This window comes from Arthrobacter sp. UM1 (assembly GCF_020483305.1).
Taxonomy (GTDB): domain Bacteria; phylum Actinomycetota; class Actinomycetes; order Actinomycetales; family Micrococcaceae; genus Falsarthrobacter.
Genome location: NZ_JACWAB010000002.1, coordinates 189,711 through 213,497, shown reverse-complemented (window position 1 = coordinate 213,497; position 23,787 = coordinate 189,711). Strand labels below are relative to the sequence as shown.

Sequence of the window (23,787 nt, the reverse complement as noted above, 5' to 3'; positions counted from 1 at the left end):
GGGGAATCGCGTCTCGACGAGTCTAGCGCCCGCGCTCACGGCGCCTTTTGTGCACAGGTCCGGTAAAATCGGTTCCAAGGTGTGCACACGCCTCATCCGTCCCCCGCGCCTCGTCGTGACGAGGCTGCTCGACCGACGAAAGCAGGACTTCCATGGCTCTCTCCGGCAACACGCTCCTCCGCCACAGCGTCGAGGACGTCGTCACGGCGCTCACGAGCGAGGACTTCCAGCGCACCGCCGCCTCCGACCTCGGGGGCTCCCTCCTCTCCATGACGGTGGACGGGGACGCCTCGGGCCCCTTCACCCTCACGGTGGAGCGCTCGGCCCCCACGGACCGCGTCCCGGACTTCGCCAAGAAGTTCGTGGGATCGTCGCTCGCCTTCACGCAGGTGGACGAGTTCGGCGCTCCGGAGGCGGACGGCTCCCGCACCGCGAGCACCAAGATCTCGGTCAAGGGCGCGCCCGTCTCCGTCTCGGGCCGCCAGTCCCTCCGCCCCGTCGAGGGCGGCGCCCAGCTCGAGCTGAGCGGTGACATCGCCTCGTCGATCCCCTTCGTGGGAGGCAAGCTCGCCAAGTTCGCGGAGCCGCTCATCGGCAAGGCGCTGAGCCGCCAGGCGCGCTCGATCGACGCCTGGCTCGACGCGAGCTGACGCAGCGCACAGGCAAGCGGTACCCCATGCCCGTCTCCATGCGGCTCTGTGTCTTCGACCTCTCAGTCGAGGTCCTGCTCGGAGCGTCCCTGAGCGCTGAAGACGCCGAGCGGATCCGCTCGTCCTGGTCGCGCTGCCTCGCCCCCGATCAGACGTCTGACCCCGCGCCGGCGGCGGTGGCCGCGCCCGGCTCCGCCGCCCGGCGCCTGGCCCTGGACGCGCTGGCCGAGGCCCGCTCCGCCCATGCCGCAGCGGTGTGGGTGTCCGGCTCGGAGGGCGAGCCCTCGCTCGCCGAGGGCGCCACGGTCGCCGAGCTCGAGCAGAGCCTCGCGAGCACCGTGACCCTCGCGGCCATCAACGCCCGCGTCGGCCTGAACCCCATGCTCCACGCGGCGGGTCTCGCCGACCCGGCGACGGGCCGGGCCGTCGCCCTCGTGGCCCCTTCCGGCACCGGGAAGACCACGGCCTGCCGTGTGCTGGGACAGCGCTTCTCCTACCTCACCGACGAGACCGTCTTCATCGACGACGGCGCAGTCCTCCCCTACCCGAAGCCCCTCTCCGTCATCGAGGTCCAGGGCGAGCCGAAGGCCCAGCGCTCGCCCGACGAGCTGGGACTCGGCGCCACCGTGCGCGGCGCCCGCCTCCACGCCGTCGCGATCCTCGAGCGCGTCGACGCCGCAGATCTCCCCTCGGACGTCGAGGTCACGCGCATCCCGACCGCCGACGCGGTCCACCAGCTCGTGCCGCAGATGTCGGGCGCCCCTTCGATGAGGGGCCCCATCTCGGCGGTGATCGATCTCATCGAGTCCGTGGGCGGCCTCGTGCGCATCGCATACTCGGACTCGGCCGCCCTGGAGCCCGTCGTCGCACGCCTTCTGAGCGAGCCGCCCGCCTCCTTCGACCGTCCGCAGCTCATCGAGGTGCCCTCGCAGCCGGACGAGGCTCCTGCCCCGCTCACCGGAGCGGCGAGCTACCGCCGCAAGGCCGTCCGGCAGGCTCTCACCGTCGACGACCGCCTGCTCCTCATGCTTCCCGACACGCTCCTCGAGGTGAGCGACCTCGGCTTCTCCGTCTACAGCGCGTGCCCTGCCTGGGCCACGCTGGACGAGATCGTCGCCCGGGTGGAAGAGGAGCACGGCTCTCACCCCGAAGGCCGGAGCATCGTCTCGGGAGCGCTCGACCAGCTCCTCGAGGCCGGTGTGATCGAGATCTCGGCTGGAGCCCCCGAGCCGCACTGACCCCTCGAGCGGTGCGCAGACCCCGAGTGCACGGGGCCTCCCCCTGACCCCGCGGGGCTCCCATCGAGCGAGGGCGGAACGGCACAGTAAGCCAGACGCTGGTAATATCAAAACAGCACAGGCTGAACTCCCGTCCCCCAGCGGGAGGCTGTCCCTCCACCGCACCCGCTCGGGCCTCCCCTCCCGGAGCGGCACTCGCACTCGCTCCATGGAGAAGAATGTCCCCCACCCACCTCGCCATCGTCGGCCAGGGCTATGTCGGCCTGCCCCTCGCGAAGGAGGCCTGTCTGGCCGGCTTCGCCACCACCGGCCTTGAGCTCAATCCCCGTACCGTCGAGCAGCTCAACGCCGGCCGCTCCCATGTGGACGACCTCTCGGATGAGGACATCCGCCGGATGCTGGACCTCGGCTACACGGCCTCCTCGGACCCCGCCTCGCTCGCGGACGCGGACGTCGTCGTCATCTGCGTGCCGACGCCGCTCGCGGCAGACGGCTCCTCGCCGGAGATGGGGCCCGTCATCGCGGCGTCCCGCTCCATCGCGGAGCACATGAAGCAGGGCTGCCTCGTGGTCCTCGAGTCCACCACGTACCCCGGGACCACGGACACGCTGGTCCAGGGGATCCTCGAGGAGGGCGGCAAGCGGCTGGACGAGGACTTCTTCCTCGCGTTCTCCCCCGAGCGGATCGACCCGGGCAATCCGGTGTTCGGCCTGAAGAACACCCCGAAGGTCGTGGGCGGGGTCTCGCCCGAGTCCACACGCCGTGCCGTGGAGTTCTACGGGCGGATCGTGGACACCGTGGTCCCCGTCAGGGGCGCCCGGGAGGCGGAGACGGCCAAGCTGCTGGAGAACACGTACCGGCACATCAACATCGCGCTCGTCAATGAGATGGCCAAGTTCTGCCACGAGCTGGGGATCGACATCTGGAGCGTCATCGACGCGGCCAAGACCAAGCCGTTCGGCTTCCAGGCCTTCTACCCGGGCCCCGGCGTGGGCGGCCACTGCATCCCGATTGATCCGAACTACCTCTCCTATGAGGTCAAGCGCGCGCTGGGCTACCCGTTCCGGTTCGTCGAGCTCGCCCAGGAGATCAACTCCTCGATGCCGCGGTACGCCGTGGACCGCATCCAGGAGGAGCTCAACAACGGCCGCAAGGCCATCAACGGGGCTCGCGTCCTGGTGCTCGGCGTGACCTACAAGGCGGACATCGCGGACCAGCGCGAGTCGCCGGCCGTTCCGGTGGCGGAGGAGCTCCGGCGCCGCGGCGCGGACCTCTCCTTCCACGATCCCCGGATCGAGACCTGGAGACTGCCGAGCGGAGACCTCCGCCGCGTGGACTCGCTCCCCGAGGCGGTGGAGTCCGCAGACCTCGTCGTGCTCCTGCAGAAGCACTCCTCCTATGACGTGGACGCCCTCGCCCAGGCCGCGTCCCTGTTCTTCGACACGCGGGGCGCGTCCGCCCTCGAGTCCGCCGTCCGGCTCTGAGCCGCCGCTCGCCCAGCGCCCCCGGCCGCCGCGCTCGCTCGCGAGAGGCCGCCCCACCACCAACCCTGAGGAGATTCTCGTGAACGAGGAACCCCAGTCCACGCGGGACACGACAGCCAAGAACATCCGCGAGCTAGGGCACGCGCTCAAGGCCCACTGGATCGCGATCGCCGTGTGCACGCTGCTCGGCCTCATCGCGGCCCTCGGCTGGACGGCGCTGCAGCCGAAGGCGTACACGACGGCGGCCACCGGCGTCGTGAGCACGGGAGCCACCGACAACCTCGGCCTCGCCATGGCCGCCGACTCCCTCGTGAAGTCGAAGGCAACGCAGTACAAGACCCTGGCCATGTCCCCTGTCGTCGCCAAGGACGCGGCCAAGCGGGCCGGCCTGTCGCTCAGCCCCGAGCAGGCGCTCGGCCGCATCTCCGCGAGCGTTCCGCTGGACACCGCCCAGCTCGAGATCAGGGCCCGGGGCGCCACCCCGGACGAGGCTCGCAGGCTGGCGGACGCGTGGATCGCGGCGCTCGCCAAGCAGGTGGCTGACCTCGAGGAGGGGAAGTCCGCGGCCACGCCGGATGCGGAGAGCTCGGAGGGCAAGAGCATCATCCGGATCCTCCCGACCAACCCGGCCACCCTTCCCGCCGGGCCCTCCTCGCCCAACCTGAAGATCGCGCTCGCCATCGGCCTCCTCGCAGGCCTGGTCCTCGGCGCCGCCTATGCCCTCGTCAAGGCCTACTTCGACCGCCGCATCCGCTCCGCGGACATCCTGGCCCAGAACTTCGACATCCCCGTGGTGGGCACCATCCCGATCTCGAGCGTCGTGGGCGATGACCGCCGCATCCTGGGCGAGAGCACGGAGACCAGGAGCACCGCGGACCACCGTGTCACCGAGGCGTTCAAGGAGCTGCGCACCAACGTGCAGTTCATGAACCCGGACCACCCTCCCCGCATCTTCACGGTGACGAGCGCCCTCCCCGGAGACGGCAAGTCCACGGTGGCGGACAACATCGCGCTCAACATCGCCGCCCAGGGCGAGACGGTCTTCCTCGTGGACGCGGACCTCCGCCGTCCGACCGTCGCCAAGACCTTCGAGCTCGTGGAATCGGTGGGCCTCACGGACGTGGTCGTCGGCCGCGCCGAGGTCAACGACGTCCTGCAGCAGATCGACGGCGTGCCGAACCTCTACATCCTCGGCGCCGGCCCGATTCCCCCGAACCCCTCGGAGCTCGTCGCCTCCGAGCGCATGCGCCAGCTCATGATGGACCTGGCCTCCCGGGGAACCGTCATCATCGACGCTCCTCCGCTGCTCCCCGTCACGGACGCGGCGATCCTCGCCGCGCGGTTCGACGGCGCGCTCATCGTCGTCCAGGCCGGCAGCACCACCGTCGAGGAGCTCGGCAAAGCCACGAGCAACCTGGAGAAGGTCAACGCCCGTGTGCTCGGCGCCGTCCTCAACCGCGTCCCCACGTCGAAGAGCCAGGCCAGCCGCTACAACTACTACGGCTATTCGTACTACTCCGAGGGCGGCACCGGCGGGAAGAAGAGGAAGCCGAGCCGCCGCATCCGCACGAGCAAGAGCCGCTCTGCTGCGGTGAGCGTGCGCTCCGAGGCGAAGTCCGGCGCCAAGCGGGCGTCGAAGAGCGGATCCTCGGCGGGCGGAAGCAGGGCGGTCACGCCTCCTGCGGAGTGAATGACGCCCATGCTGCCCCCGCACCAGCCCTCATCCCCCATCGGGGACGGTGCCTCTTCGCCCGAGCAGCCCGGTCCGGCCCGGCTGAGGCTTCCCGTCGCCGTCGCTGTCCGCTTGGCTCACAGCATCGTGAGCCTTGCGGCGCCGGACGCCCTGGTGGTCAAAGGCCCCTTGGCCGTCGAGGCCGGTCTGCGACCGCCCCGGGTGTCCGCGGATGTCGACGTCCTCGTCCGCCCAGACTCCGTCGAGGAGTTCGCTGCCGCCGTTCGAGCACGGGGATGGGTCGAGCGTCCCGAGGATGATGAGGATCACGTCTTCCCCCACCACTCGAGGAGCTTCTACCACCCCCTCTGGCCGATCGACATCGACGTGCACTGGCGCTTCCCCGGCTTCAGCGCTCCGGCTGAGGAGGTCTTCGCGTGTCTGGCCCGCCGCTCGGGGACCACTGAGGTCGCGGGCGTTCCCGTGCGGCATCCGGATCGGCTCGGCACAGCGCTCGTCCAGCTCCTCCATCTCCTGCGCAGCCCCTGGGCTCTGGACGCCTCGGAGGAGGCGGAGTTCCTCGCAGAGCGCCTCTCGGAGCGGGAGATGCGCGAGCTCATCGTTCTCGCCGAGGAGACGGGCGCGCTCGCAGCGCTCCGGCCGTTTCTCGAGGAGCACTTCCCCGAGACTGCGCGCGCTGTCGATTTCCCCGCGCCGGATGCGGACTGGATCGTGAGAACCTCCAACCAGACCTCCGCCTCGATCCGCTTGATCCGCCTGCTGCGAGCGCCCTGGCGGAAGAAGGCGGCTGTGCTCCGGGACGCCCTCCATCCCTCGCGTGCGGGGCTCGGAGCCACCGACCTCTCGGCCGTCACCTCCACCCCGTCCGAGCTGCGGCGACTGCGTCTGACCCGTCTCCGCCGCTTCGCCCGCAGCGTTCCCACCGTCCTCCGGGACACGGCTGTCACTCTGAGGGAGCTCCGCAGGCATGGGTAAGACATCGAGCACCGCGAGCCCGGCCACGGCTCCCGCGCGCAGGTCCTTCGCCCGGAGTCTGAGCCATGTCTTCATCAGCCTGCTCCTCGGGCCGCTGGCGGCCTTCATCACCGCCCCGCTCCTCGCACGAGCCCTCGGCCAGGACGGCCGCGGAGAGCTCGCCGCGGCCAACGCCCCAGTTCTGTTCACCACCGCCGTCCTGACGTTCGGCCTCGGCGAGGCGGGGACGTACTTCGTCGCGCGCAACCGCCACGAGAACCAGGCCCTCGCCCGCCGGGTCCTCCTTCTCTTCGCAGGGCTCGGGCTCCTCGCGGGTCTCGCAACGTGGGCCGCTTCCCCGATGCTCGCTGCCGGAAACGAGGACCTCCAGGCCCACCTCGTCGTCAGCGCTCTCCTCACTCCTCCCACCTTCCTCGTCTTCGGGCTCCGGGCCGTGGCGAGCGGCGCCCACGCCTTCGCGCTGCAAGCGCGAGAGTCGTTCGTCACCAACGGGCTGCGGCTCGTCGTCATCGCCGTCCTCTTCGCCGCCGGCGAGCTCACCGTGTTCAGCGCGGTGCTCGTCATGCTCCTCTCGCCCCTGGCCGGCGGGCTCGTCCTGCTGCCCGTCCTGCGCCGTCTGCCCAGCTCCGGCGCGGTCGGCCCTCCCCGGTACCGCGATCTGTTCGGCTACGGGCACCGGATCTGGCTGGGTGCGCTCTCTGGCATCGTCCTCTCCCGGGTCGACCAGCTCCTCATGGTCCCCCTTTCCGGCGAGCAGGAGCTCGGCCTCTACGCCGTCGCGGTCTCCATCGGCGAGCTGCCCACCGTGGTCGCCGCCGGTGTCCGCGCCGTCGTGTTCTCGGCGGACGCCGCCGATGCCGAGGCGGACGCCGAGCGCTCCGCCGCGCGGCTGCAGCTGCTCTCCCGCCTCACGTCGACGGCGACCGCCGTCGTCGCCGTCCCCCTCATCGCCGTCCTGCCCTGGGCGCTGCCCGCCGTCTTCGGGCAGGACTTCGAGCGCTCGCTCCTGCCCTCGGCTGTCCTCGTCCTCGCCACGGTGGCCGGCTCCGCCGGGTCCGTGGCCGGCTCGGGGCTCTCGGCCCGAGGTCGCCCCGGGCTGCGCAGCCTCTCTATGCTGTTCGCGGCGGTGGCCAACATGGCGGTCTTCTTCGCCGCCGTGCCGCACTGGGGCGCGCTGGGCGCAGCACTGGCCACCCTGGTCGGAGCGTGGGTGGCGGGAACGGCCAACGTCTTCTGGCTGCGGAAGGCGTTCGGCATGCCATTCGCCGCGTTCTACGGCCTTCGCCGCAGCGATGTCAGCCTCGTCCTGTCCACCGTCCGACGCCGCTCAGGAGTGAACCGTGCACCTTGACCCGCCCCTTCGTCCCCCGTTCAAGCAGGCGGTCAAGGCCGCCGTCATGGGCCGTCTCCGCGCGGCGAATCACCTCTCGAGGCGTCCGGTGACGGGCGAGGCGCCCTTCGACCTCTGCCTTACCTCGTACGGGGCGCGGCTCTCCGCGGTCCCGTACGCCGTCGAGTCGATCGCCGCCGGCCGTGTCCGCCCCCGCCGCCTCATCCTCTGGATCAGCGACGACGGCTTCGCCCCCGAGTCCAGCCCCATGCTCCGTCGCCTCATGGACCGCGGCCTGGAGGTCCTGCGCACTCGCGACATCGGGCCCCACAAGAAGTGGCACCCGTACGCGAGCGGCGAGGCTGGTGGCGGGATCCGTCCGCTCGTCGTGGCCGACGACGACATCCTCTACGACCGCTCATGGCTCGCGATGCTGGCCGACGAATACGCGAGGACTCCGGACGGGCTGTTCGGCCTCCGCGGCCACTTCATCGGCACCGACGCCGCGCAGAGCCTGCTGCCCTACCGCAGCTGGAGGCCCGCCGCGCCGCAGGACGGCCTGAGCCACCGCGTCTTCCTCACCAGCGGAGCCGGCACGGTCCTGACGCCGGAGCTTCAGGAGGCCATGCTCTCCCAGGGCGAGGCGTTCCTGGAGCACGCTCCCAAGGCGGACGACATCTGGCTCAACGTAAGCGCCGTCCGCGCCGGGCTCCGCCGCCGGGTCCTGGACAGCGAAGCCATCCGCTGCGTCACCTTCCCTCGGACCCAGGGGGTCGCGCTCCACCGCTCCAATGTGAGCGACGGCGGCAACGACCGTCAGCTGGCCGCCTCGTTGGACCCCGAGCTCATCGAGCGCATCGCGGAAGAACCAGCGTGACCGCTCGCCGGGCGCTTCCGCATCAGCCGGCCGCACGGCGAGCGGACGTCGATGCCGTGCGCGTGTTCGGCATTCTTGCCGTGGTGGCGGGACACACGTGGGCCTACGAATGGTCGCGGCTCGCCTTCTATCCGTGGCACGTTCCGCTCTTCTTCTTCGCCAGCGGGTACTTCTGGTCTCCTCAGCGGAGAACAGTTCGGGCCGAGGCGCTGGTCCGTGCCAAGACCGTCCTGCTGCCCTACCTGACCTTCCTCGCTGTCCTCGCCCCCGTTTACCTGCTCATCGCGGTCCCTCACACGCTGAGCGCAGAAGCCGGGACGGCCGTCCGGCTGCTGCTGGGCGGCCGGAGGCTCACCCTGCCGTTCTCGGCGTTCTGGTTTGTGACGGCACTCATCGTCGCCGCAGTGCTGTACCGCCTTATGGAGCGGATCCCCTTCTGGTGGAGGGGCGCGCTCTTCGCTCTCCTCGCAGCGAGCGGCGCACTGCTCGGCAGCGTATACGCCGCGACTCCGTGGTCAGCAGGCATCGGCGCCGCCTCCCTGGTGTTCATGTGGTTCGGCGAGCTCGCCCGCCGCATCGAGCCGAACGTCCGCCGCCCCCTGCCCGTGGGCCTGGCTCTGCTGTCCGTCGGCGCTGCCGTGACGCTGCTGGTCCGCCGTCCCCTCGACCTGAAAGCCGGCGATTTCGGCGTCCCCCTCCTCGGCGTGGCTACGGCCTGCGCGATCTGTCTGGGGCTCTTCCTCGCCGCACGTCCTTTGGACTCGGTCCTGCCGCTGCGAGTACGCCGGTGGGTGAACAGTCTCGCGCTGACGGGGCTCGGCGTGGTCCTCGGCCATGCGATCGTTCTGTGGGCAATGCGCCCGCTTCTGCCGGAGCCCTTGCTTTTCGCCGTCTCCGCAGGTCTGTGCTGGGCACTCGCGCTCGGGGCACATCGCACGAGGCTTTCACCGTGGCTTCTGGGTGTGCCGCAGAGGGAAACGGATCCCGCCCGGGGGAGCGGAGCTCGTTCCGGCAAACCGCGTCCGCGACGGGCCCGAGCATCTCATCCGGCTCAGTCGACAACCGCGTGACGCTAGCCGCGAATTCTCACACCCCTCCCCCGAGGTCCCCGCGATGGCCTGCGGCGACCTGCGACGGACCTGGCTCTCAGCTACGAGTGCCCACGGTCCCCGCGCCGGCGTGCTGCGGAGACCCGCCGAACATCTGCGGCGCGGCCTTCGGCGACGCGTTTGCAGACGCTGCCTGGGTCTTTGCAAACGGTCCAGCCTCGCCTCGATCCGATACAGCAGGATCTGACCCAGCGGGCTGCGTCGCAGGCGAACGACGCCGTTTGGGCTTCTCCCGAAGGCCCAACCCCACGCCCAGGATGATCCACGTGGTGACCCCGTCAAGGCTGTCCGCCATGAACGATGAGGAGCCGAAGAATGCGCCCACCCCGACGGCACCGGCAACGGCCCACATCCTCGCCTCTCGATTGGCCATGAACACACGGCTGAGCTGCACCACGTAGAGCATGAAAAGCATGAAGGCGAAGACGAGGCCGAAGGCCATGCCCGCCATGAGGAATCCGTTCTCGAGGGTGGACTGGAGAAGGCCTCCGCCTCGCACGTCCCGATTGCCCGGGTAGCCGGCGAAGAGGAACTCTTTCCAGTGCGCATAGCCCCACTTGAGAGCGTCGATCCGCTTCTGGTTGGAGCCGCCGTCGTCGTTGAACTTCCGGAGAAGCTCCTGACCCGCGTCTGACTCGAGGCTGATTACGATCCCGGCTCCCGCGAGAACCGTGAAGACGACCGTGCGCAACGGAGTCCTGCGGCTCTGCAGCACAAGGTAGGCAGTGGTGAGGGCCGCAAGGATCATGCCGAGACGGCCATTCGTCCACGGGAGAGCCGCCCAGCAGGCCACCACATAGGCGAAGCGGAGGAGCACGGAGCGGATCACGGGCGCCAGGGCGATCGTCATCGCGAAGAAGACGGACAGTTGGATGCCGTGGCCCGTGGTTCCGATGGCGCGGCCGATGGAGTCGTCCTGGCCCCACCACCAGATGGACTTGTACACGTCCGACCAGACGAGCACCTCGCCCGAATCGTTCTGGCGCTGGGCGAGAACCACTTCCGCGATGCCGAGGAGGATGAAGAGACCTGCCAAGCGACGGGCGAGCCGCGGCCGGTCCGCCACCGCCTTCCTCGCGACCACCGCCACGATCACCGGGGTCAGCAAGAAAGACGTGAGGGACTGCGCATCGCTGAACAGGCCGTGAGAGCCGGGGTTGAGGGCGTCGATGAGCGCGTAGGCCACGAAGACTCCCACAGCGGCCAGCATCCCCCGACTCAGTGAGAGCGCATCCCGCAGCCAGCTCCGGCGGAAGAGCACGAGCCCGGCGACTCCCGCCCAGACGAGGTACGCCCCAGGGTGAAGGTACGGGGTGAGGACGTTCCGGGCCACACCCGGGATGAGCACGAACGACGCGATCGCCAGTGCGACCAGCAGGCCAGGACGCCGGCTCACGAGGAGTCCGATCACGGCCAGGGAAACCGCCCAGATCATGCGGCAGAGCCTCTCAAGTAGGGATCGAGGACAGGGGCCAGCGCCTCGGCGAAGGCCAGTGTGATGTGCGTGGGATCCGTGTGCGTCAGGTATCCGCCGACGACGAGCGGGCACCGTCCCTCCGCACACGTCGCCGCGAGGGCGTCGAACCGCGCGACCCGGGCTCCGGACTCCCGGAGACGAGAGACCGCCTCGGCCTCGGCCTGCTCCTTGTCCCGCTGGCGGGGAGTGAGCTCCGCCGCGCAGTCCGATGGCGCCCCGAAGCGCCGCATGCAGGTCCGCGGATCACCGGTGAGTCCCGGCGAGCCGAGCACCACGACTCGCCCGGAATGCGCGGCAGCGCCACGAAGCGTTCGCTCCGCAGCGGCGGCCCAAGCGCTCCTCTGCACTTCGGGCTCTGTGAGAGGGCGCCCTGACGCGTCCAGCTGATGGTCGAACCCGCCGACGGCGCTCGACACCACCGTCACGTCGGGCTTCTGCCTCGCGACCAGCTCAAGCAGGGCTTTCCTCGTGGCCGCGCACTTCTCCGGGAATCCGCTGGCCTCGAAATCCGCCTGCTGGCGGACGTCGAAGGGAGAACAGGATCCGACTCCGGCCGCCGTCACGCGCGTGTCCGGTCCGCTCGCGCGCACGACGGCGGGCGTCCACGCCAACGCCACCGAGTCCCCGATGACGAGGATGTGCCGCGACGCCTTCTCGTGGCCCCACGTGCACAGCCCGAGCTCGGTGTCCCCGAAGGCCGCGGCGCAGGGAGTGCCGGGCGCCAGAGCAGGAGCCACCTGCTTCTGGTTGAGCTCGTCCGGTGCGGGGGTCAGTCCAGACCAGTCCCCCGCCCCCGGCGCTCGGAGAGCGGCCTGAAGGGGCTCAAGGCCGCTGAACGGTTCTCCCGCATGGGCCGGACGGACAGCTGAAGACTGCGCCGCGAGCACACCCGTCTTCCACGGGGCCATCTGGTAGCCGCCGAGCAGGACCAGCAGAGCCGAGAGCGCGCCCGAGGCAAGCAGGGGCCCACGGGCCGAGCGTGCACCGCCCCGGGCCTCGGAGGCCAAGCACCCGCCCGCAGCGTGGCCTCGCGCCGGTGAGCCGAGCCCCGCCGCCCTGGCCGCCGCCGCGTCGCGTTCTTCCCACTGCCGGAGCCACCTCGAACGGCGGATAGGGTTCTCCACCCACCGGTACGAGGCGGCCGCCAGGAGAAGCGTCAGCGCCAAGAGGGCCAACGAGGCAGCGGCAGAGCGGCCCAGCCAGGCGGCGCCGATGACGAGCACGGGAAAATGCCAGAGGTAGAGGGAGTAGGAGACGTCTCCTGCCCACTGCATGGCCCGGTTGCCGAGAACAGAGCTGACGACGGCGCACTGCTCTCGCGCGGCAAGCACGAGCGCTGCGCTCGCCGCGGGCAGCAGAGCCCACGGCCCCGGGAACGGCAGGTCCGGCGTGATGGCGAGCGCTGAGACGAGAATCCCCGCCAGGCCGACTGCCCCGGCAGCACGTGCACGGAGTCCATGCAGCGCGAAGCGAGCCGCGAGCGCGCCGAGGGCGAACTCGAACCCCCGCGAGAGCGTGTCGAAGTACGCCCACTGCCCTCGGTACGCGGTGAAGGCGACCGCCCACGCGAACGAGAGGACGGCGATTGCGATGACCGCCGCAGTCACGGTTCTCTGCGCTCGCCCCTGCGAGCGTCCGAGGAGCCAGGCGCCCGTGAGCAGCACAGGCCACACCGTGTAGAACTGCTCCTCAACGGAGAGGGACCAGTAGTGCTGGAATGGAGAGGGGTTCTGCGAATGCGCCAGGTAGTCGGTCCCCACACCGGCGAAGTGCCAGTTCGAGACCCAGAGGTTGGACCAGGCGGCGTCCAGGGTGAACTGGAGCGCCTGTTGGCTGAACCAGGTCAGCCAGACGGCGGGCAGCGCCACGAGGGACACGAGGACCGCCGCCGGGACGATCCTCCGGATCCGCCGCGCGTAGAAGCGCCGGAACCTCAGCCGTCCGAAATCCTCGATGTCCCTCAGGATGATGCTGGAGATGAGGAAGCCGGAGATCACGAAGAAGACGTCGACGCCGACGAACCCGCCCTCCGGCACGTTCCAGAAGTGCTGGGCGATGACGAGGAGGACGGCGAGCGCCCGCAGCCCTTGGATGTCGCTGCGCGCCGCCCGCCGTCCGTCCACGGCTGCAGCTGCCGGACGGCTCAAGAGGCCGTCCGCAGGTGGTCGGCCAGCCGGATGGAGAGGGCGACGGCGGTCATCGTCGGGCCGGCGTGCGAGGAGGACGGGAACACCGCCGTCGAGCTGACGTAGAGGTTCTGCGTTCCCCAGACCTTGAGGTCGGCGTCCACCACAGACTCGGCGGGATCCGAGCCCATGCGGAGCAGGCCCATCTGGTGCGTCCCGTCCACGAGCTCCGCCTCGAGCAGTTCTTCGAGCGAGGGCGGCACGTACGAGGCCCAGCCGCTCTCGGCGAAGCCCTGTGCCATGATCTCGAGGCTGCGGTGGTAGTTGGCCCGGTCCTCCGCGGACACGGAGTGCTCCACCCGGAGCCTCGGCACGCCGTATGCGTCCTTCTCCGTGGCTGAGAGTCTCACGCGGTTCTCCGGCGAGGGCAGCTGCTCGGCGTCGAAGCGGAGACGGTAGCGGCCCCGCTTGGACCGGCGGGTGAAGGCCGGAAGCGTTCGGCGCGAGATCCAGCGGTCCCGCGCCCACTCGAGGGCGAAGCCGGCCAGCGCGGGCGCGCCCAGGACGAGGTTGCGGACGTGCCCCTTCGGGTCCCTGAGCTCGGCGTACCGCCGATGCATGCCCGTGGCCTTGAACTCGCCGGTGTAGGTGAGCGCCTTGCGGGCCAGCGCGAACGCCGAGAGCAGCGGGTCCCGGTGGGAGGGGTCACGGGGCTCCTCGTACCAGATGGCGAAGCCCATGTTGAGGAGGCCCTCGCGGCGCTTCACCTCCTCGGACACCTGGAGGAGGCGGCGCGCCCAGGCCCCGTCGTGCGTGCGGACGTACGCCGTCGCCGCGTCGGCGGAGCGGGGGTCCTTCAAGGTGAGCGTTCCCACCTCCGCAATGGGGTGGATCATGTAGTTCCGGCCCACCTGGTCGTGCTCGTTGCCGATGCCGCTGTGGAGCAGGATGCGGGTGGACTCCAGTCCTCCCGCAGCGAGGACGAACCGCTCGGCCCGCAGGCGCAGGCGCGCTCCCGACGGCGTGGCGGCCTCGGCGTGGACTACGCGGCCCTCCTCGCCCTCCACGAGCCTGAGGACGTTGGCATGGGTCAGGAGGCGGATGTTCGGCAGCGCGTCGAGCTCCCTCCGGTACACCTCGGCAAAGCGAGTGGGCGGCGAGTACCGCCAGACGCCCTCGTCCGCCACGGTGTCCGAGGCGGGGCTGAGCAGATGAGCCCGCTCCCCCGGGATCGCGGGATTGGCCGTCCACTCGAACCGTCCGACGTCGAGCCGCTGCCCGGCCCGCCGGTAGTACGGCTCCATGTCCTCGCGACTCACGGGCCACGCCTTGAGGCCGAGCCCCGGCCGCGCCTCGAAGTCGATCGCGTTGAAGGGAGCCGTGCGGCCGCCCCACTGCATGGACGCGCCGCCCACGCGCTTCTGGCGCACCTTGGCCAGCGGCTCGGTCCGCTCCGAGAAGTCGTCGCCCCGAAGGCTGTCCTGCATGTCCGCGTCCACGGTGAAGCCGCCGGCGTCCACCATGAGGATGTCGAGCCCCGCATCGGCCAGCTCACGGACCACGGAGGCGCCCGCCGGCCCGGTTCCGATGACGACGAGGTCCGCGCGGAGCTCTGCGGCGCCGGTCAGCTTCCGACCGTCGATGACTGTCATTTCCCTGTTCTCCCTAGCTTCTCAAGGACTGCGTCAATGGCCGGGCTGGGCCGCTCCGCCGCGCCTCGCAGCACTGCCGCGAGGTTCGCGTACGCGTGGGACGCCGAGCTCATGCCGAGCAGGACGCCGGAGACGCCGTCCTGCGCCTGCGCACGTCCTGCGAGGCGGGCGGCGATCTCCGCAGGCGGGACGCCGGTCTCGCGGAGCCGCGGGATGAGGGTGCCGTCGCCGAGCACGGCCAGTCCGATAATACTAACGTTTTTCTTTTCCACTGCGGCGGCCAGCTCCTTCGAGGGACCGCCGACCAGCGGGTTCACCGGCATCTGCAGCCAGGACAGTCCCGGCACCTCGAGCGCGGCCTCGGCCGCGTCATGGGAAGACACGGACGCGCCCCACGCCCGGACACGGCCCGCATCCACGAGCGCCTCCACGCCCTCGAGGAACTCGCCGCGCCGGAGGTCTTCTGCTCCGGGGTCGTGGAGAAGGAGGACGTCGAGAGCCTCGCGCCCCTGCCTCCGGAGGCAGTCTTCTGCCGCTGTGCGGACATAGGCACTCGAATAGTCGCGCCCGGCCCGCGTGGCCGCCTTGAGCCCCGAGAGCGAGGGGACCCTCCCCGAGACCCTCGCGCTGTGAGCCAGGCCGCGCGGAGTCTTGAGCAGTCCCACCTTGGTCATGACCGTGACGTCCGGGCGGCGGCGGACCGCCCGGCCCACGAGACGCTCGGCGAGACCGCGGGCGTAGACGTCCGCCGTGTCGATGAGCGTCACCCCGAGGTCCAGGGCCGTCTCCAGCGTCCGGGCCCCCTCCGCAAGCGAGCGCCCCTGCCAGAACGCCCCGAGGCGAGCCGTGCCCAGCCCGAGCGGCGTCGTCGTGACTCCCCCGATGCGAGCCGGGGTGAGGAGTTCTGCGGTCATGGACATGCCTTTCCCTGGGTGATCTCTCCCGTTGCCTCGGGACTCTGAGCGGGCGGGACGACCCGATCGAGGACGGCCCGCCACGCCGCCCCGACGTTCTCCGAGGACATGAGGTCGCGGAGCCTTGCGCGGCCCGCCCGGCCGATCCGGGCGGCCAGCTCTGGCGAGTCCATGAGCCGGATGACCGCGTCAGCGAATTCCGCGGGGGTCTCGCCGAGAAGGACCTCCTGTCCGTCCTCGACGTCGATCCCCTCGACGCCCAGGCGGGTCGCCACGACGGGAAGCCCCACAGACATGCCGTCGAGCACCTTGGTCTTGACCCCGGTCCCGGCCAGGATCGGCGAGAGGAACATCCGGTGCCCGGAGAGCCCCTCCTCGAGGCTTTCCGCATACCCGCGGAGGCGGATCGGCGTGCCCGCGAACTCCTCGGCGAACTCCTCGGCCCCGGCGCCCACGGCATCGACGGCCAGTCGTCTGCCCCGCCGCTCGAGCTCCGGAAGCACCGCGTCCCGCAGGTGCCGCAGCGCGGCGATGTTGGGTCCGTAGTGCAGAACGCCGAGGAAGACGGCGGTCCCCGGCGGGGCTGACGCGGGATCCGCAGGATGTCTGGGATCCACTGCCATCGGCAGAGCGTCCACCGTCACCCCGGCGCGCGCCGCGAGCGTCGCCGCCTCGGCTCGGCTCGTCATGGCGACGCCGGCCGCCGCCCGGGCGATCCGCACCTCCTCCCGGTACGCGCGCGAGGACTCGAAGCCCAGGCTCGCACGCGCCAGCCGCTCCAGCGGCCCCACGAGACGCGCCGGAAGCTGGGAGGCGAAGTAGCCGAGGATGTTGGAGTTCCCCTCCGCGAACCCGGCCGAGCCGTAGCGGTCCGAGAGGAGGTCGTCGAGGTGCATGATGCACGGGCGCCCGCTCCCGGCGGCGAGGGGCCAGACTCTCAGACCGTCGCCCACGACGACGTCTGCTCCGATCCGGTCCGCCGCCTCCCGGACACGCCGGATGAGCGAGCGCTGCCGGAAGAGCCCCGCGTTGAGGGTGCCCCCGCGCAGAGCCGACACGAGGACTCCCCCGGCCGTGGCGAGGACGCCGCCCGGCTGCAGGCGGATCAGCTCGCATCCCGCCCACTCGGAGGGCGTCTCGTCCTTCGTGAGCGCCACGACCGTCACCTCGAAACCGGCCCCCCGGAGTCCGGCCACAGCCGCCTCCAGGACGGCGATGCGGCCGGTCCTCTGCGCTGCCGGGTTCCGGGCCGCCAGGAGAATCGCCCTTCTCATGCGCGGCGCCCCCTCGACGAGGCGCCGCGGCGCCGAGGCCCGCGTGTGGTCTCGAACCGCTCGACCGTCTCGAGCAGCGCGGCGTGGAAGCGATCCACCATGACCTCTTCCCGGTGAGCGGCCACGTGCCGGCGCGCCGGCTCGGCAAACGAGGAGAAGTACGCGTCATCCGTGAGGAGCCGCTCCAGGCCGTCCGCGAGCGCCTCCGCGCTGTTCGGCTGGAACACCGGCCCAGCCTCCCCGATGGCCTCGGGCAGGCCGCCGTGCCCGGCCACCAGCGTGACGCACCCGGCCGCGGCGCACTCCAGCGCCACGGTGCCGAACGGCTCGGGGATGCGGGAGGGGACGACGGCGATGGCGTGGCGGTTGAGCTCGTCATTGATGGCCGCCCCTGTCTTCCGCCCCGTGAGGACCACCTGGTCCCCGAGGCCCAGGGACCGGATCCGGGACTCTACCGCGGGGCGGAAGTCGCCCTCGCCCACGAGCGTGAGGCGAGGCCTGCGGCCCCGCTCCCGGAGGAGGCTCAGCGCCTCGAGGAGGAGGTCGATCCCCTTGTCCGAGGAAAGGCGTCCCAGGAAGACAATCGAGTCCCGCGGCCGCTCCCGGCCCTGGTCGAAGAAGACGTCATCCCGGTAGGAGTTGTGGATGACCTCGACCTGGGGACGCACATGCCCCGCGAGCGCCGAGGAGTTGGCCACGAGCTTGTCCGCGCGCTCCACCACCGCGTACTTCGCCTCGTACTTCAGGCGCTCGAGACGGCTCAGAGGCTCGCCCGGCATGGTGACCCACGTGCGCAGGGCGATGAGCCACGGCCGCCGGATGAAAGCCTGGGGCCAGGCGAACTGGAGGCAGGGGTTGTTGTGGAAGACGACGTCGGCCTCGCGGATGATCCGCACGAGCTCCGCGGGCGCCGGCTCGCGCGCCACCGAGAAGGGGAACTGCGAGTCGTCCCCTGCCTTCTCCCGGGTGTGGGTCACCACGGTGACCTCGGCCCCGTGGCGCTCGACGAGTCCGCGGGCGATGAGCTCGGCCGTCACCTCGACTCCGCCGAAGTCCGGGGCGAAGCGGTGGACCATGAGCGCGACTTTCACACATTCCTCCGTGGTTGAGGTGCGATGGACGGGGACGGCCCGGACGCTGAGGCGCGGCGCCCGTGCTGTTGTCTGTGATGGGGGGCCGGGGCGTCAGGATGCGACGCCGGCCGCGTCCCGGACGCCCTGGCGGAAGACCGCCCAGGAGTGAGCCGCGGCCTCCGCGACGCAGAGCTCCCGGTACGCCCGCCTCGGCTCGAAGGTCTCGCGGGCCTGCCGGAGCGCCTCGACGAGCGGCTCCACCCGGCCGGCGCGGACCACGGTCTTCACCGCCGGGTCGAGCGGGAGGTCCGCCAGACCCGTGTTGTCCGAGGCGATGAGGCGGGCCCCCGAGCTGAGGGCCTCGCCGAGCACGAGGCCGAACCCTTCCACGAGGCTCGGGAGGACGAACGTGTCCGCCTCGGCCATGAGACGGCGGAGCTCCTCGCGTGAGACGCGCGGGGTGATCTGCACGTTCGTCAGGCCTCGCGCGAAGTCCTCCATCTGGGGATCCAGCCTCGACGCCACGATCCTCAGCCGGGCGCCCGGCAGGCGGGCACGGCGCCACGCCTCGAGCAGGATGTGCAGCCCCTTCCGCTGCACGCCCTGGCCCACGAAGAGGAACCGGCAGGTCCGCGTGGGCTCCACGGGCGCCAGCGGCAGCGGCTCAGGGCACCCGTAGGGCACCACGGAGATCCGCTCAGCGGGGACGCCCGAGGCAAGGAGCCCCTGGCGCGTGAAGCCCGAAGCGCAGACCACCGCGTCCGCGAGCGACGTCTCCTGGAGGTGGCGGGCCTGCATGGCCGGAGAGTCCACCTCCGCCTCGGGCGTCCAGGGGCGGGCCGAGCCGAGCTCGTCCACTGTGCGCATGGTCTCCTCGATGAACGAGGGAGACGGGTGGTACTGGAAGAGGATCCGGCGACCGGTGGAGGGCCCTGCGAAGGCCTGCGCCGCGGAACCGGAGTAGAGGAAGAGGTCAGCGTCCGGGTTCTGCCGAGCCACCCGCGCGGCCGTCCGGCCCAGCGCCCCTTCCACCGCGTGGCTCGGGAAGTCCACGGGACCCACCCGGCGCAGCGCCTCGTAGGGCAGCTGGCGCAGCAGCGCCTGCAGAGACGGCGTCACGAGCGAGGGCGGGACCGACTCCGCAGAGCGGTGCTGCAGGCCGGGAAGCTGAACGGGCCACGCCTTGGCGTAATAGTCCGTCACGAACCGGCGGAGCTGCCCGACCTCGGCGAACGCCCGGGCCGCATGGTAGGAATCGCGGTCTCGGTTGAAGGCGACGACAAAACTCACGTGAGGTCTTTCTGCGCACGAAGGGGGATGAGAGGCGTTATTATTTTACCTGCAGTCATAACACCCGTCAAAACCAGACGTTCGCTTGGCCAGCCCGAGACCCCGAGGAGACGGCGCATGAGCAGTTGGATGCGGGCGGCATCCGTTGCGGAGACGTCCGACACGCAGACCTCCGGCGGAGAGGCGCCCACCCCTGACCAGGGCGGAGGGATCCTCTACGCCCTGGCCCCGAGCGCGTCCTCCCCCGTCGCCCTCGAGGGCACGGCGCTCGCGATCTGGCGCTCGCTCTCAGCCTCCCCGACGCCCGAGGAGTCGCTCATCCGCGCCCTCGCCGAGGAGTTCGGCGAGCCGGAGAGCCGCATCGCCCCGCACGTCGGCGGGTTCCTCCGCCAGCTCGAGGAGCTCGGGCTCGCGGTGCAAGAGACGGACATCCCGGACGCCCTCCCCTAAAACACGACGACGGCGCCCGCCGGTTCCGTCTGAACCGGCGGGCGCCGTCGTCGTTGTCTGAGGCGGAGGCCGTCAGGCCTTGCCGTCGAAGAGGCTCGTGACGGAGCCGTCCTCGAAGACCTCTCGGATGGCCCGGGCGAGGAGCGGGGCGATCGAAAGGACGGTGAGGTTCTCGAAGCGCTTCTCGTTGGGGATGGGCAGCGTGTTCGTGACCACCACCTCGCGGGCGCCGGACTCCGCGAGGCGCTGGGCCGCCGGCGGGGAGAACACGGCGTGCGTGGCCGCGATGATGACGTCCTTGGCGCCGGCGTTCTTGAGCACCTGGACGGCGCCGGCGATGGTTCCGCCGGTGTCGATCATGTCGTCGATGAGCACGCACGTGCGGCCCTCGATCTGGCCCACGACGGTCTTGGAGACGGCCTGGTTGGGCACCGTGAGGTCGCGCGACTTGTGGACGAACGCGAGCGGCGCGCCGCCCAGCATCTCCGCCCACTGCTCGGCCACGCGGACGCGGCCGGTGTCCGGGGAGACCACGGTGACGTTGTCCGTGCCCACGCGGGAGCGGATGTAGTCCGCGAGGAGCGGGATGGCCATGAGGTGGTCCACCGGGCCGTCGAAGAAGCCCTGGATCTGGGCCGTGTGCAGGTCCACGGACATGATGCGGTCCGCGCCGGCCGTCTTGTAGAGGTCCGAGACCAGGCGGGCCGAGATCGGCTCGCGGCCGCGGCCCTTCTTGTCCTGGCGCGCGTACGGGTAGAACGGCGAGACCACGGTGATCCGCTTGGCGGAGGCGCGCTTCATCGAGTCGATCATGATGAGCTGCTCCATGAGCCAGTTGTTGAGCGGAGCCGGGTGGGACTGGATGACGAACGCGTCCGTGCCGCGGACGCTCTCCGCGGAGCGGACGTAGATCTCGCCGTTCGCGAAGTCGTAGGCATCCACCGGGAGCAGCTCGGTGCCGAGCTCCTTGGCCACCTCTGCGGCGAGCTCGGGGTGCGCCCGGCCCGAGGCCAGAACCAGTTTCTTCTCTCCGTACGCGGTGATTCCGCTCATGAAGCCGTTGTCCTTTGCTGTTCGCAGATGCCTGACGGGGTTCTCAGTCTACTCGGAGGCCTTCTCAGCGGCCTCGGCTGCGGCGGTGCCGGGACGGTTCTCCGTGACCCAGCGCTCGATGTTCCTCTGCGGCGCCACGGTGATGGCGAGCGCGCCGGCCGGGACGTCCTTGCGGACCACGGTTCCGGCGCCGGAGTAGGCGCCGTCCCCCACCGTCACCGGGGCCACGTACATGTTGTCCGAGCCCATGCGCACGTGGCTGCCGATCACGGTGCGGTGCTTCTTGACGCCGTCGTAGTTGACGAACACGCTCGCCGCGCCGATGTTGGAGCCCTCGCCGATCGTGGCGTCGCCGACGTAGGAGAGGTGCGGGACCTTGGAGCCGCTGCCGATCTCCGCGTTCTTGGTCTCCACGAACGTGCCGATCTTGCCCTTCTCCCCCAGCGAGGTGCCCGGGCGGAGGTAGGCGAACGGGCCCACGGACGCGCCCGCGCCGATGCGGGACTCGGAGCCGTGCGTGCGGACCACCGAGGCGCCCTCGCCGACGACGACGTCCGTGAGCGTGGTGTCCGGCCCCACGCTCGCGCCGGAGGCGATCTCCGTGGCGCCGTGCAGCTGCGTGTTCGGGAGGATGGTGACGTCCTGGCCGATGACCACGGAGTCGTCAATCCAGGTGGTGTCCGGGTCCACCACGGTGGCGCCGCCCCGCATGGCCCGCTCCACCGTGCGGCGGTTGAGCTCCTTGCCGAGCGCGGCGAGCTGGACGCGGTCATTGGCGCCCTCGACCTGCCAGACGTCCTCCACCACGGACGCGGCCACGCGGCCGCCGGCCGAGCGGGCGATCCCGAGCACGTCCGTCAGGTACATCTCGCCCTGCGCGTTGTCCGTGGTGACCTGGGAGAGGGCGTCCTTGAGGACCTCGATGTCGAACGCGTACACGCCCGCGTTGAACTCGCGGATGGCCCGCTGCTCCTCCGTGGCGTCCTTGTGCTCCACGATGGCGAGCACCTCGCCGCCCTCGCCCCGAACGATGCGGCCGTAGCCCGTGGCGTCCGGCACGACGGCGGTCAGCACGGTCACCGCGTTGCCCGCGGACTCGTGGTCCTCGGCGAGACGCTGCAGGGACTCGGAGGTCATGAGGGGAACGTCCCCGCTGGTCACGAGGACGGTGCCACGCGTGACGCCCTCCCTCTCCAGGGCCTCGAGGCCGGCCTGGACCGCGCGGCCCGTTCCGGGAACCTCGTCCTGGTCCGCGATGGCGGCGTGCGGGGCCAGCCGGGAGATGTGCTCCACCACGCGGTCCCGCTGATGGCGGACGACCACGGCGATCTTCTCCGGGGACAGTCCCTCGGCGGCGCGGAGCGCGTGCCCGACCATGGAGCGGCCGCCGATCTCATGCATGATCTTGGGCTTCTCAGACTTCATGCGCGTGCCTGCGCCTGCGGCCAGGACGATGACTGAGGGACGGGGTGAATCGCTCACAGGGGACTCCTCGCTCCGCGGCATTCGTTGATTGCTCTGGGCTCCAGCCTAGAGTTCCGCCCTTAGGATTCGAACCTAAACTGCACGGCTCCAAAGGCCGGCGTGCTGCCGTTACACCAGGGCGGAGCGCGCCGCCTCGCCGGTGGCGCAAAAGTTCATTATGCCATCACCGGTTCTTCACTCGCACCTTTCTACCGGTCTGCTCCCGGGTGGGAGAACGGGAGTCAGACGGCGGCGCGGGCCCGTTCCGCGGCCGCCGCAAACGGGACCGCACACCGCAGAGGAGAAGCCGAGCGTGCAGCAGAACGTGACGATGTCAGTGGTCGGATGCGGATACCTGGGAGCGGTGCATGCCGCCAGCATGGCCAGCCTCGGGCACCGGGTGGTGGGGCTCGACATCGACGCGAACAAGATCCGCTCCCTCGAGTCCGGCACGGCCCCGTTCTTCGAGCCGGGACTGCCCGAGCTCCTGCTCCGGGACCAGGAGAACGGCAGCCTGGAGTTCTCCACGGACTTCCACGCCGCCGCCGAGGCGGACCTCCACTTCATCTGCGTGGGCACCCCGCAGCGCGAGGGCGAGCACCGCGCCAATCTCGACTACGTGGACGCCGCGTTCGCCTCGATCGCCTCCGTGGCCAAGGAGGGCGCCGTTCTCGTGGGCAAGTCCACGGTTCCCGTCGGCACCGCCGAGCGCCTCTCCCGCGAGGTGGCGGCCTCCCGCCCGGACCTCACCGTCGCGTGGAACCCCGAGTTCCTCCGCGAAGGGCACGCCGTGGAGGACACGCTGCGCCCGGACCGGCTGGTCTACGGCGTGGCCGATCCGGACGCGCCCTCCCGTGCCGCCGAGCTCCTCGACGCCGTCTACGCCTCCGCGATCGAGGCGGGCACTCCCCGGCTCGTGGTCAACCTCCCCACCGCCGAGCTCGTCAAGACGGCCGCCAACTCCTTCCTGGCCACGAAGATCAGCTTCGTCAACGCCATGGCCGAGATGTGCGAGGTCTCGGGAGCCAACGTGACCCAGCTGGCGGACGCCATCGGCCACGACGAGCGCATCGGCCGGAAGTTCCTCAACGCCGGCATCGGGTTCGGCGGCGGCTGCCTGCCCAAGGACATCCGGGCGTTCTCCGCCCGCGCCGGAGAGCTCGGCGCCGAGGAGGCCCTCACGTTCCTCCGCGAGATCGACCTCATCAACATGCGGCGCCGCTCCCGCGCCGTCGAGGCCATGCGGCAGATGGCCGGGGGCTCCCTCATCGGCGTGACCGTGGGCGTCCTCGGCACTGCCTTCAAGCCCTTCTCCGACGACGTCCGGGACTCCCCCGCGCTCAGCATCGCCCAGCAGCTCCAGCTCCAGGGCGCCACGGTCCGGGTCACCGACCCGGAGGCGGTCGAGAACTCCCGGCGGCGCTTCCCCGAGCTGAGCTACACGGACTCGATGGAGGCGGCGGTCTCCGACGCGGACATCGTGGCAGTGCTGACAGAATGGACGGAGTACCGCTCGCTCACGCCCGCGGACCTCGAGCCCCACGTCAGGGGGCGCCGGGTCTTCGACGGGCGGAACGTCCTGGACCGGGAGGCGTTCGCCTCAGCCGGATGGACGTACCAGGGCGTGGGGCGCTGACCCTCCCCTCTCATTCCCCTTC

General features: G+C 70.8%; 19 protein-coding genes and 1 tRNA gene. 10 read left to right on the top strand and 10 right to left on the bottom strand.

The genetic code is table 11. The annotated features are described in order from the left end of the window. The first annotated feature begins 152 nt into the window (after positions 1 to 152). The 8 genes from H9I38_RS04350 to H9I38_RS04315 all read left to right on the top strand — a co-directional run bounded on the left by H9I38_RS04350 (position 153) and on the right by H9I38_RS04315 (position 9,317). Positions 153 to 650 (top strand): DUF2505 domain-containing protein, encoded by a 498-nt coding sequence (locus H9I38_RS04350; RefSeq protein ID WP_226337523.1) that lies wholly within the window; start codon positions 153 to 155, stop codon positions 648 to 650. A 26-nt stretch (positions 651 to 676) separates the two neighbouring features. Further along, positions 677 to 1,888: an ATP-binding protein gene (locus tag H9I38_RS04345; RefSeq protein ID WP_226337522.1), complete on the top strand. Its 1,212-nt coding sequence runs from the start codon at positions 677 to 679 to the stop codon at positions 1,886 to 1,888. Positions 1,889 to 2,106: 218 nt separating this feature from the next. Beyond that, positions 2,107 to 3,372: a nucleotide sugar dehydrogenase gene (locus tag H9I38_RS04340; protein ID WP_226337521.1), complete on the top strand. Its 1,266-nt coding sequence runs from the start codon at positions 2,107 to 2,109 to the stop codon at positions 3,370 to 3,372. Positions 3,373 to 3,451: 79 nt separating this feature from the next. Next, positions 3,452 to 5,062 (top strand): polysaccharide biosynthesis tyrosine autokinase, encoded by a 1,611-nt coding sequence (locus H9I38_RS04335; protein ID WP_226337520.1) that lies wholly within the window; start codon positions 3,452 to 3,454, stop codon positions 5,060 to 5,062. Between the two features lie 9 nt (positions 5,063 to 5,071). Then, a complete protein-coding gene (locus H9I38_RS04330; protein WP_226337519.1) occupies positions 5,072 to 6,040 on the top strand; it encodes a nucleotidyltransferase family protein in 969 nt (322 codons plus the stop codon). Continuing rightward, entirely contained in the window at positions 6,033 to 7,391 is a 1,359-nt protein-coding gene (locus tag H9I38_RS04325; protein WP_226337518.1) for a lipopolysaccharide biosynthesis protein, read from the top strand. Before H9I38_RS04330 ends, H9I38_RS04325 begins: the two co-directional genes overlap by 8 nt. Next, positions 7,381 to 8,247: a hypothetical protein gene (locus H9I38_RS10940; protein ID WP_226337517.1), complete on the top strand. Its 867-nt coding sequence runs from the start codon at positions 7,381 to 7,383 to the stop codon at positions 8,245 to 8,247. The genes H9I38_RS04325 and H9I38_RS10940 overlap by 11 nt, the downstream gene beginning before the upstream one ends. Next, positions 8,244 to 9,317: an acyltransferase family protein gene (locus tag H9I38_RS04315; protein ID WP_226337516.1), complete on the top strand. Its 1,074-nt coding sequence runs from the start codon at positions 8,244 to 8,246 to the stop codon at positions 9,315 to 9,317. Before H9I38_RS10940 ends, H9I38_RS04315 begins: the two co-directional genes overlap by 4 nt. A 76-nt stretch (positions 9,318 to 9,393) precedes the next feature. Here the strand turns inward: H9I38_RS04315 and H9I38_RS04310 are convergent, their stop codons facing one another. The 7 genes from H9I38_RS04310 to H9I38_RS10935 form a co-directional block, all read right to left on the bottom strand. Beyond that, positions 9,394 to 10,791 (bottom strand): hypothetical protein, encoded by a 1,398-nt coding sequence (locus H9I38_RS04310; RefSeq protein ID WP_226337515.1) that lies wholly within the window; start codon positions 10,789 to 10,791, stop codon positions 9,394 to 9,396. Then, positions 10,788 to 12,980, bottom strand: a complete 2,193-nt coding sequence (locus tag H9I38_RS04305) for an acyltransferase family protein (RefSeq protein ID WP_226337514.1) — start codon at positions 12,978 to 12,980, stop codon at positions 10,788 to 10,790. The genes H9I38_RS04310 and H9I38_RS04305 overlap by 4 nt, the downstream gene beginning before the upstream one ends. Beyond that, a complete protein-coding gene (locus H9I38_RS04300) occupies positions 12,977 to 14,611 on the bottom strand; it encodes a GMC oxidoreductase (protein ID WP_226337513.1) in 1,635 nt (544 codons plus the stop codon). The genes H9I38_RS04305 and H9I38_RS04300 overlap by 4 nt, the downstream gene beginning before the upstream one ends. Further along, positions 14,608 to 15,525, bottom strand: coding sequence for an aldo/keto reductase (locus H9I38_RS04295; RefSeq protein WP_226337512.1), 918 nt, complete (start codon positions 15,523 to 15,525; stop codon positions 14,608 to 14,610). The genes H9I38_RS04300 and H9I38_RS04295 overlap by 4 nt, the downstream gene beginning before the upstream one ends. After that, positions 15,522 to 16,799: a glycosyltransferase gene (locus H9I38_RS04290; protein WP_226337511.1), complete on the bottom strand. Its 1,278-nt coding sequence runs from the start codon at positions 16,797 to 16,799 to the stop codon at positions 15,522 to 15,524. Before H9I38_RS04290 ends, H9I38_RS04295 begins: the two co-directional genes overlap by 4 nt. Beyond that, positions 16,796 to 17,890: a glycosyltransferase family 4 protein gene (locus H9I38_RS04285; RefSeq protein ID WP_226337510.1), complete on the bottom strand. Its 1,095-nt coding sequence runs from the start codon at positions 17,888 to 17,890 to the stop codon at positions 16,796 to 16,798. Before H9I38_RS04285 ends, H9I38_RS04290 begins: the two co-directional genes overlap by 4 nt. Positions 17,891 to 17,983: 93 nt before the next feature. Continuing rightward, positions 17,984 to 19,162, bottom strand: a complete 1,179-nt coding sequence (locus tag H9I38_RS10935) for a glycosyltransferase family 4 protein (protein WP_319002174.1) — start codon at positions 19,160 to 19,162, stop codon at positions 17,984 to 17,986. Between the two features lie 117 nt (positions 19,163 to 19,279). Here H9I38_RS10935 and H9I38_RS04275 point away from each other — a divergent pair, with 117 nt between their 5' ends. Continuing rightward, positions 19,280 to 19,612 carry a PqqD family protein gene (locus tag H9I38_RS04275; RefSeq protein ID WP_226337509.1) on the top strand — a complete coding sequence of 111 codons (333 nt, stop codon included), beginning with the start codon at positions 19,280 to 19,282 and terminating at the stop codon, positions 19,610 to 19,612. 72 nt (positions 19,613 to 19,684) lie between these two features. Here H9I38_RS04275 and H9I38_RS04270 read toward each other — a convergent pair whose 3' ends face one another. The 3 genes from H9I38_RS04270 to H9I38_RS04260 form a co-directional block, all read right to left on the bottom strand. Then, positions 19,685 to 20,665 carry a ribose-phosphate diphosphokinase gene (locus tag H9I38_RS04270; RefSeq protein ID WP_226337508.1) on the bottom strand — a complete coding sequence of 327 codons (981 nt, stop codon included), beginning with the start codon at positions 20,663 to 20,665 and terminating at the stop codon, positions 19,685 to 19,687. Positions 20,666 to 20,713: 48 nt separating this feature from the next. Further along, positions 20,714 to 22,171, bottom strand: a complete 1,458-nt coding sequence (gene glmU / locus H9I38_RS04265) for a bifunctional UDP-N-acetylglucosamine diphosphorylase/glucosamine-1-phosphate N-acetyltransferase GlmU (protein ID WP_226337507.1) — start codon at positions 22,169 to 22,171, stop codon at positions 20,714 to 20,716. Between the two features lie 30 nt (positions 22,172 to 22,201). Then, positions 22,202 to 22,273 (bottom strand) — tRNA-Gln (locus tag H9I38_RS04260). 181 nt (positions 22,274 to 22,454) lie between these two features. On the opposite strand from H9I38_RS04260, the gene H9I38_RS04255 reads away from it, so the two are divergent. Further along, entirely contained in the window at positions 22,455 to 23,765 is a 1,311-nt protein-coding gene (locus tag H9I38_RS04255; RefSeq protein WP_226337659.1) for a UDP-glucose dehydrogenase family protein, read from the top strand. Positions 23,766 to 23,787 lie beyond the last annotated feature (22 nt).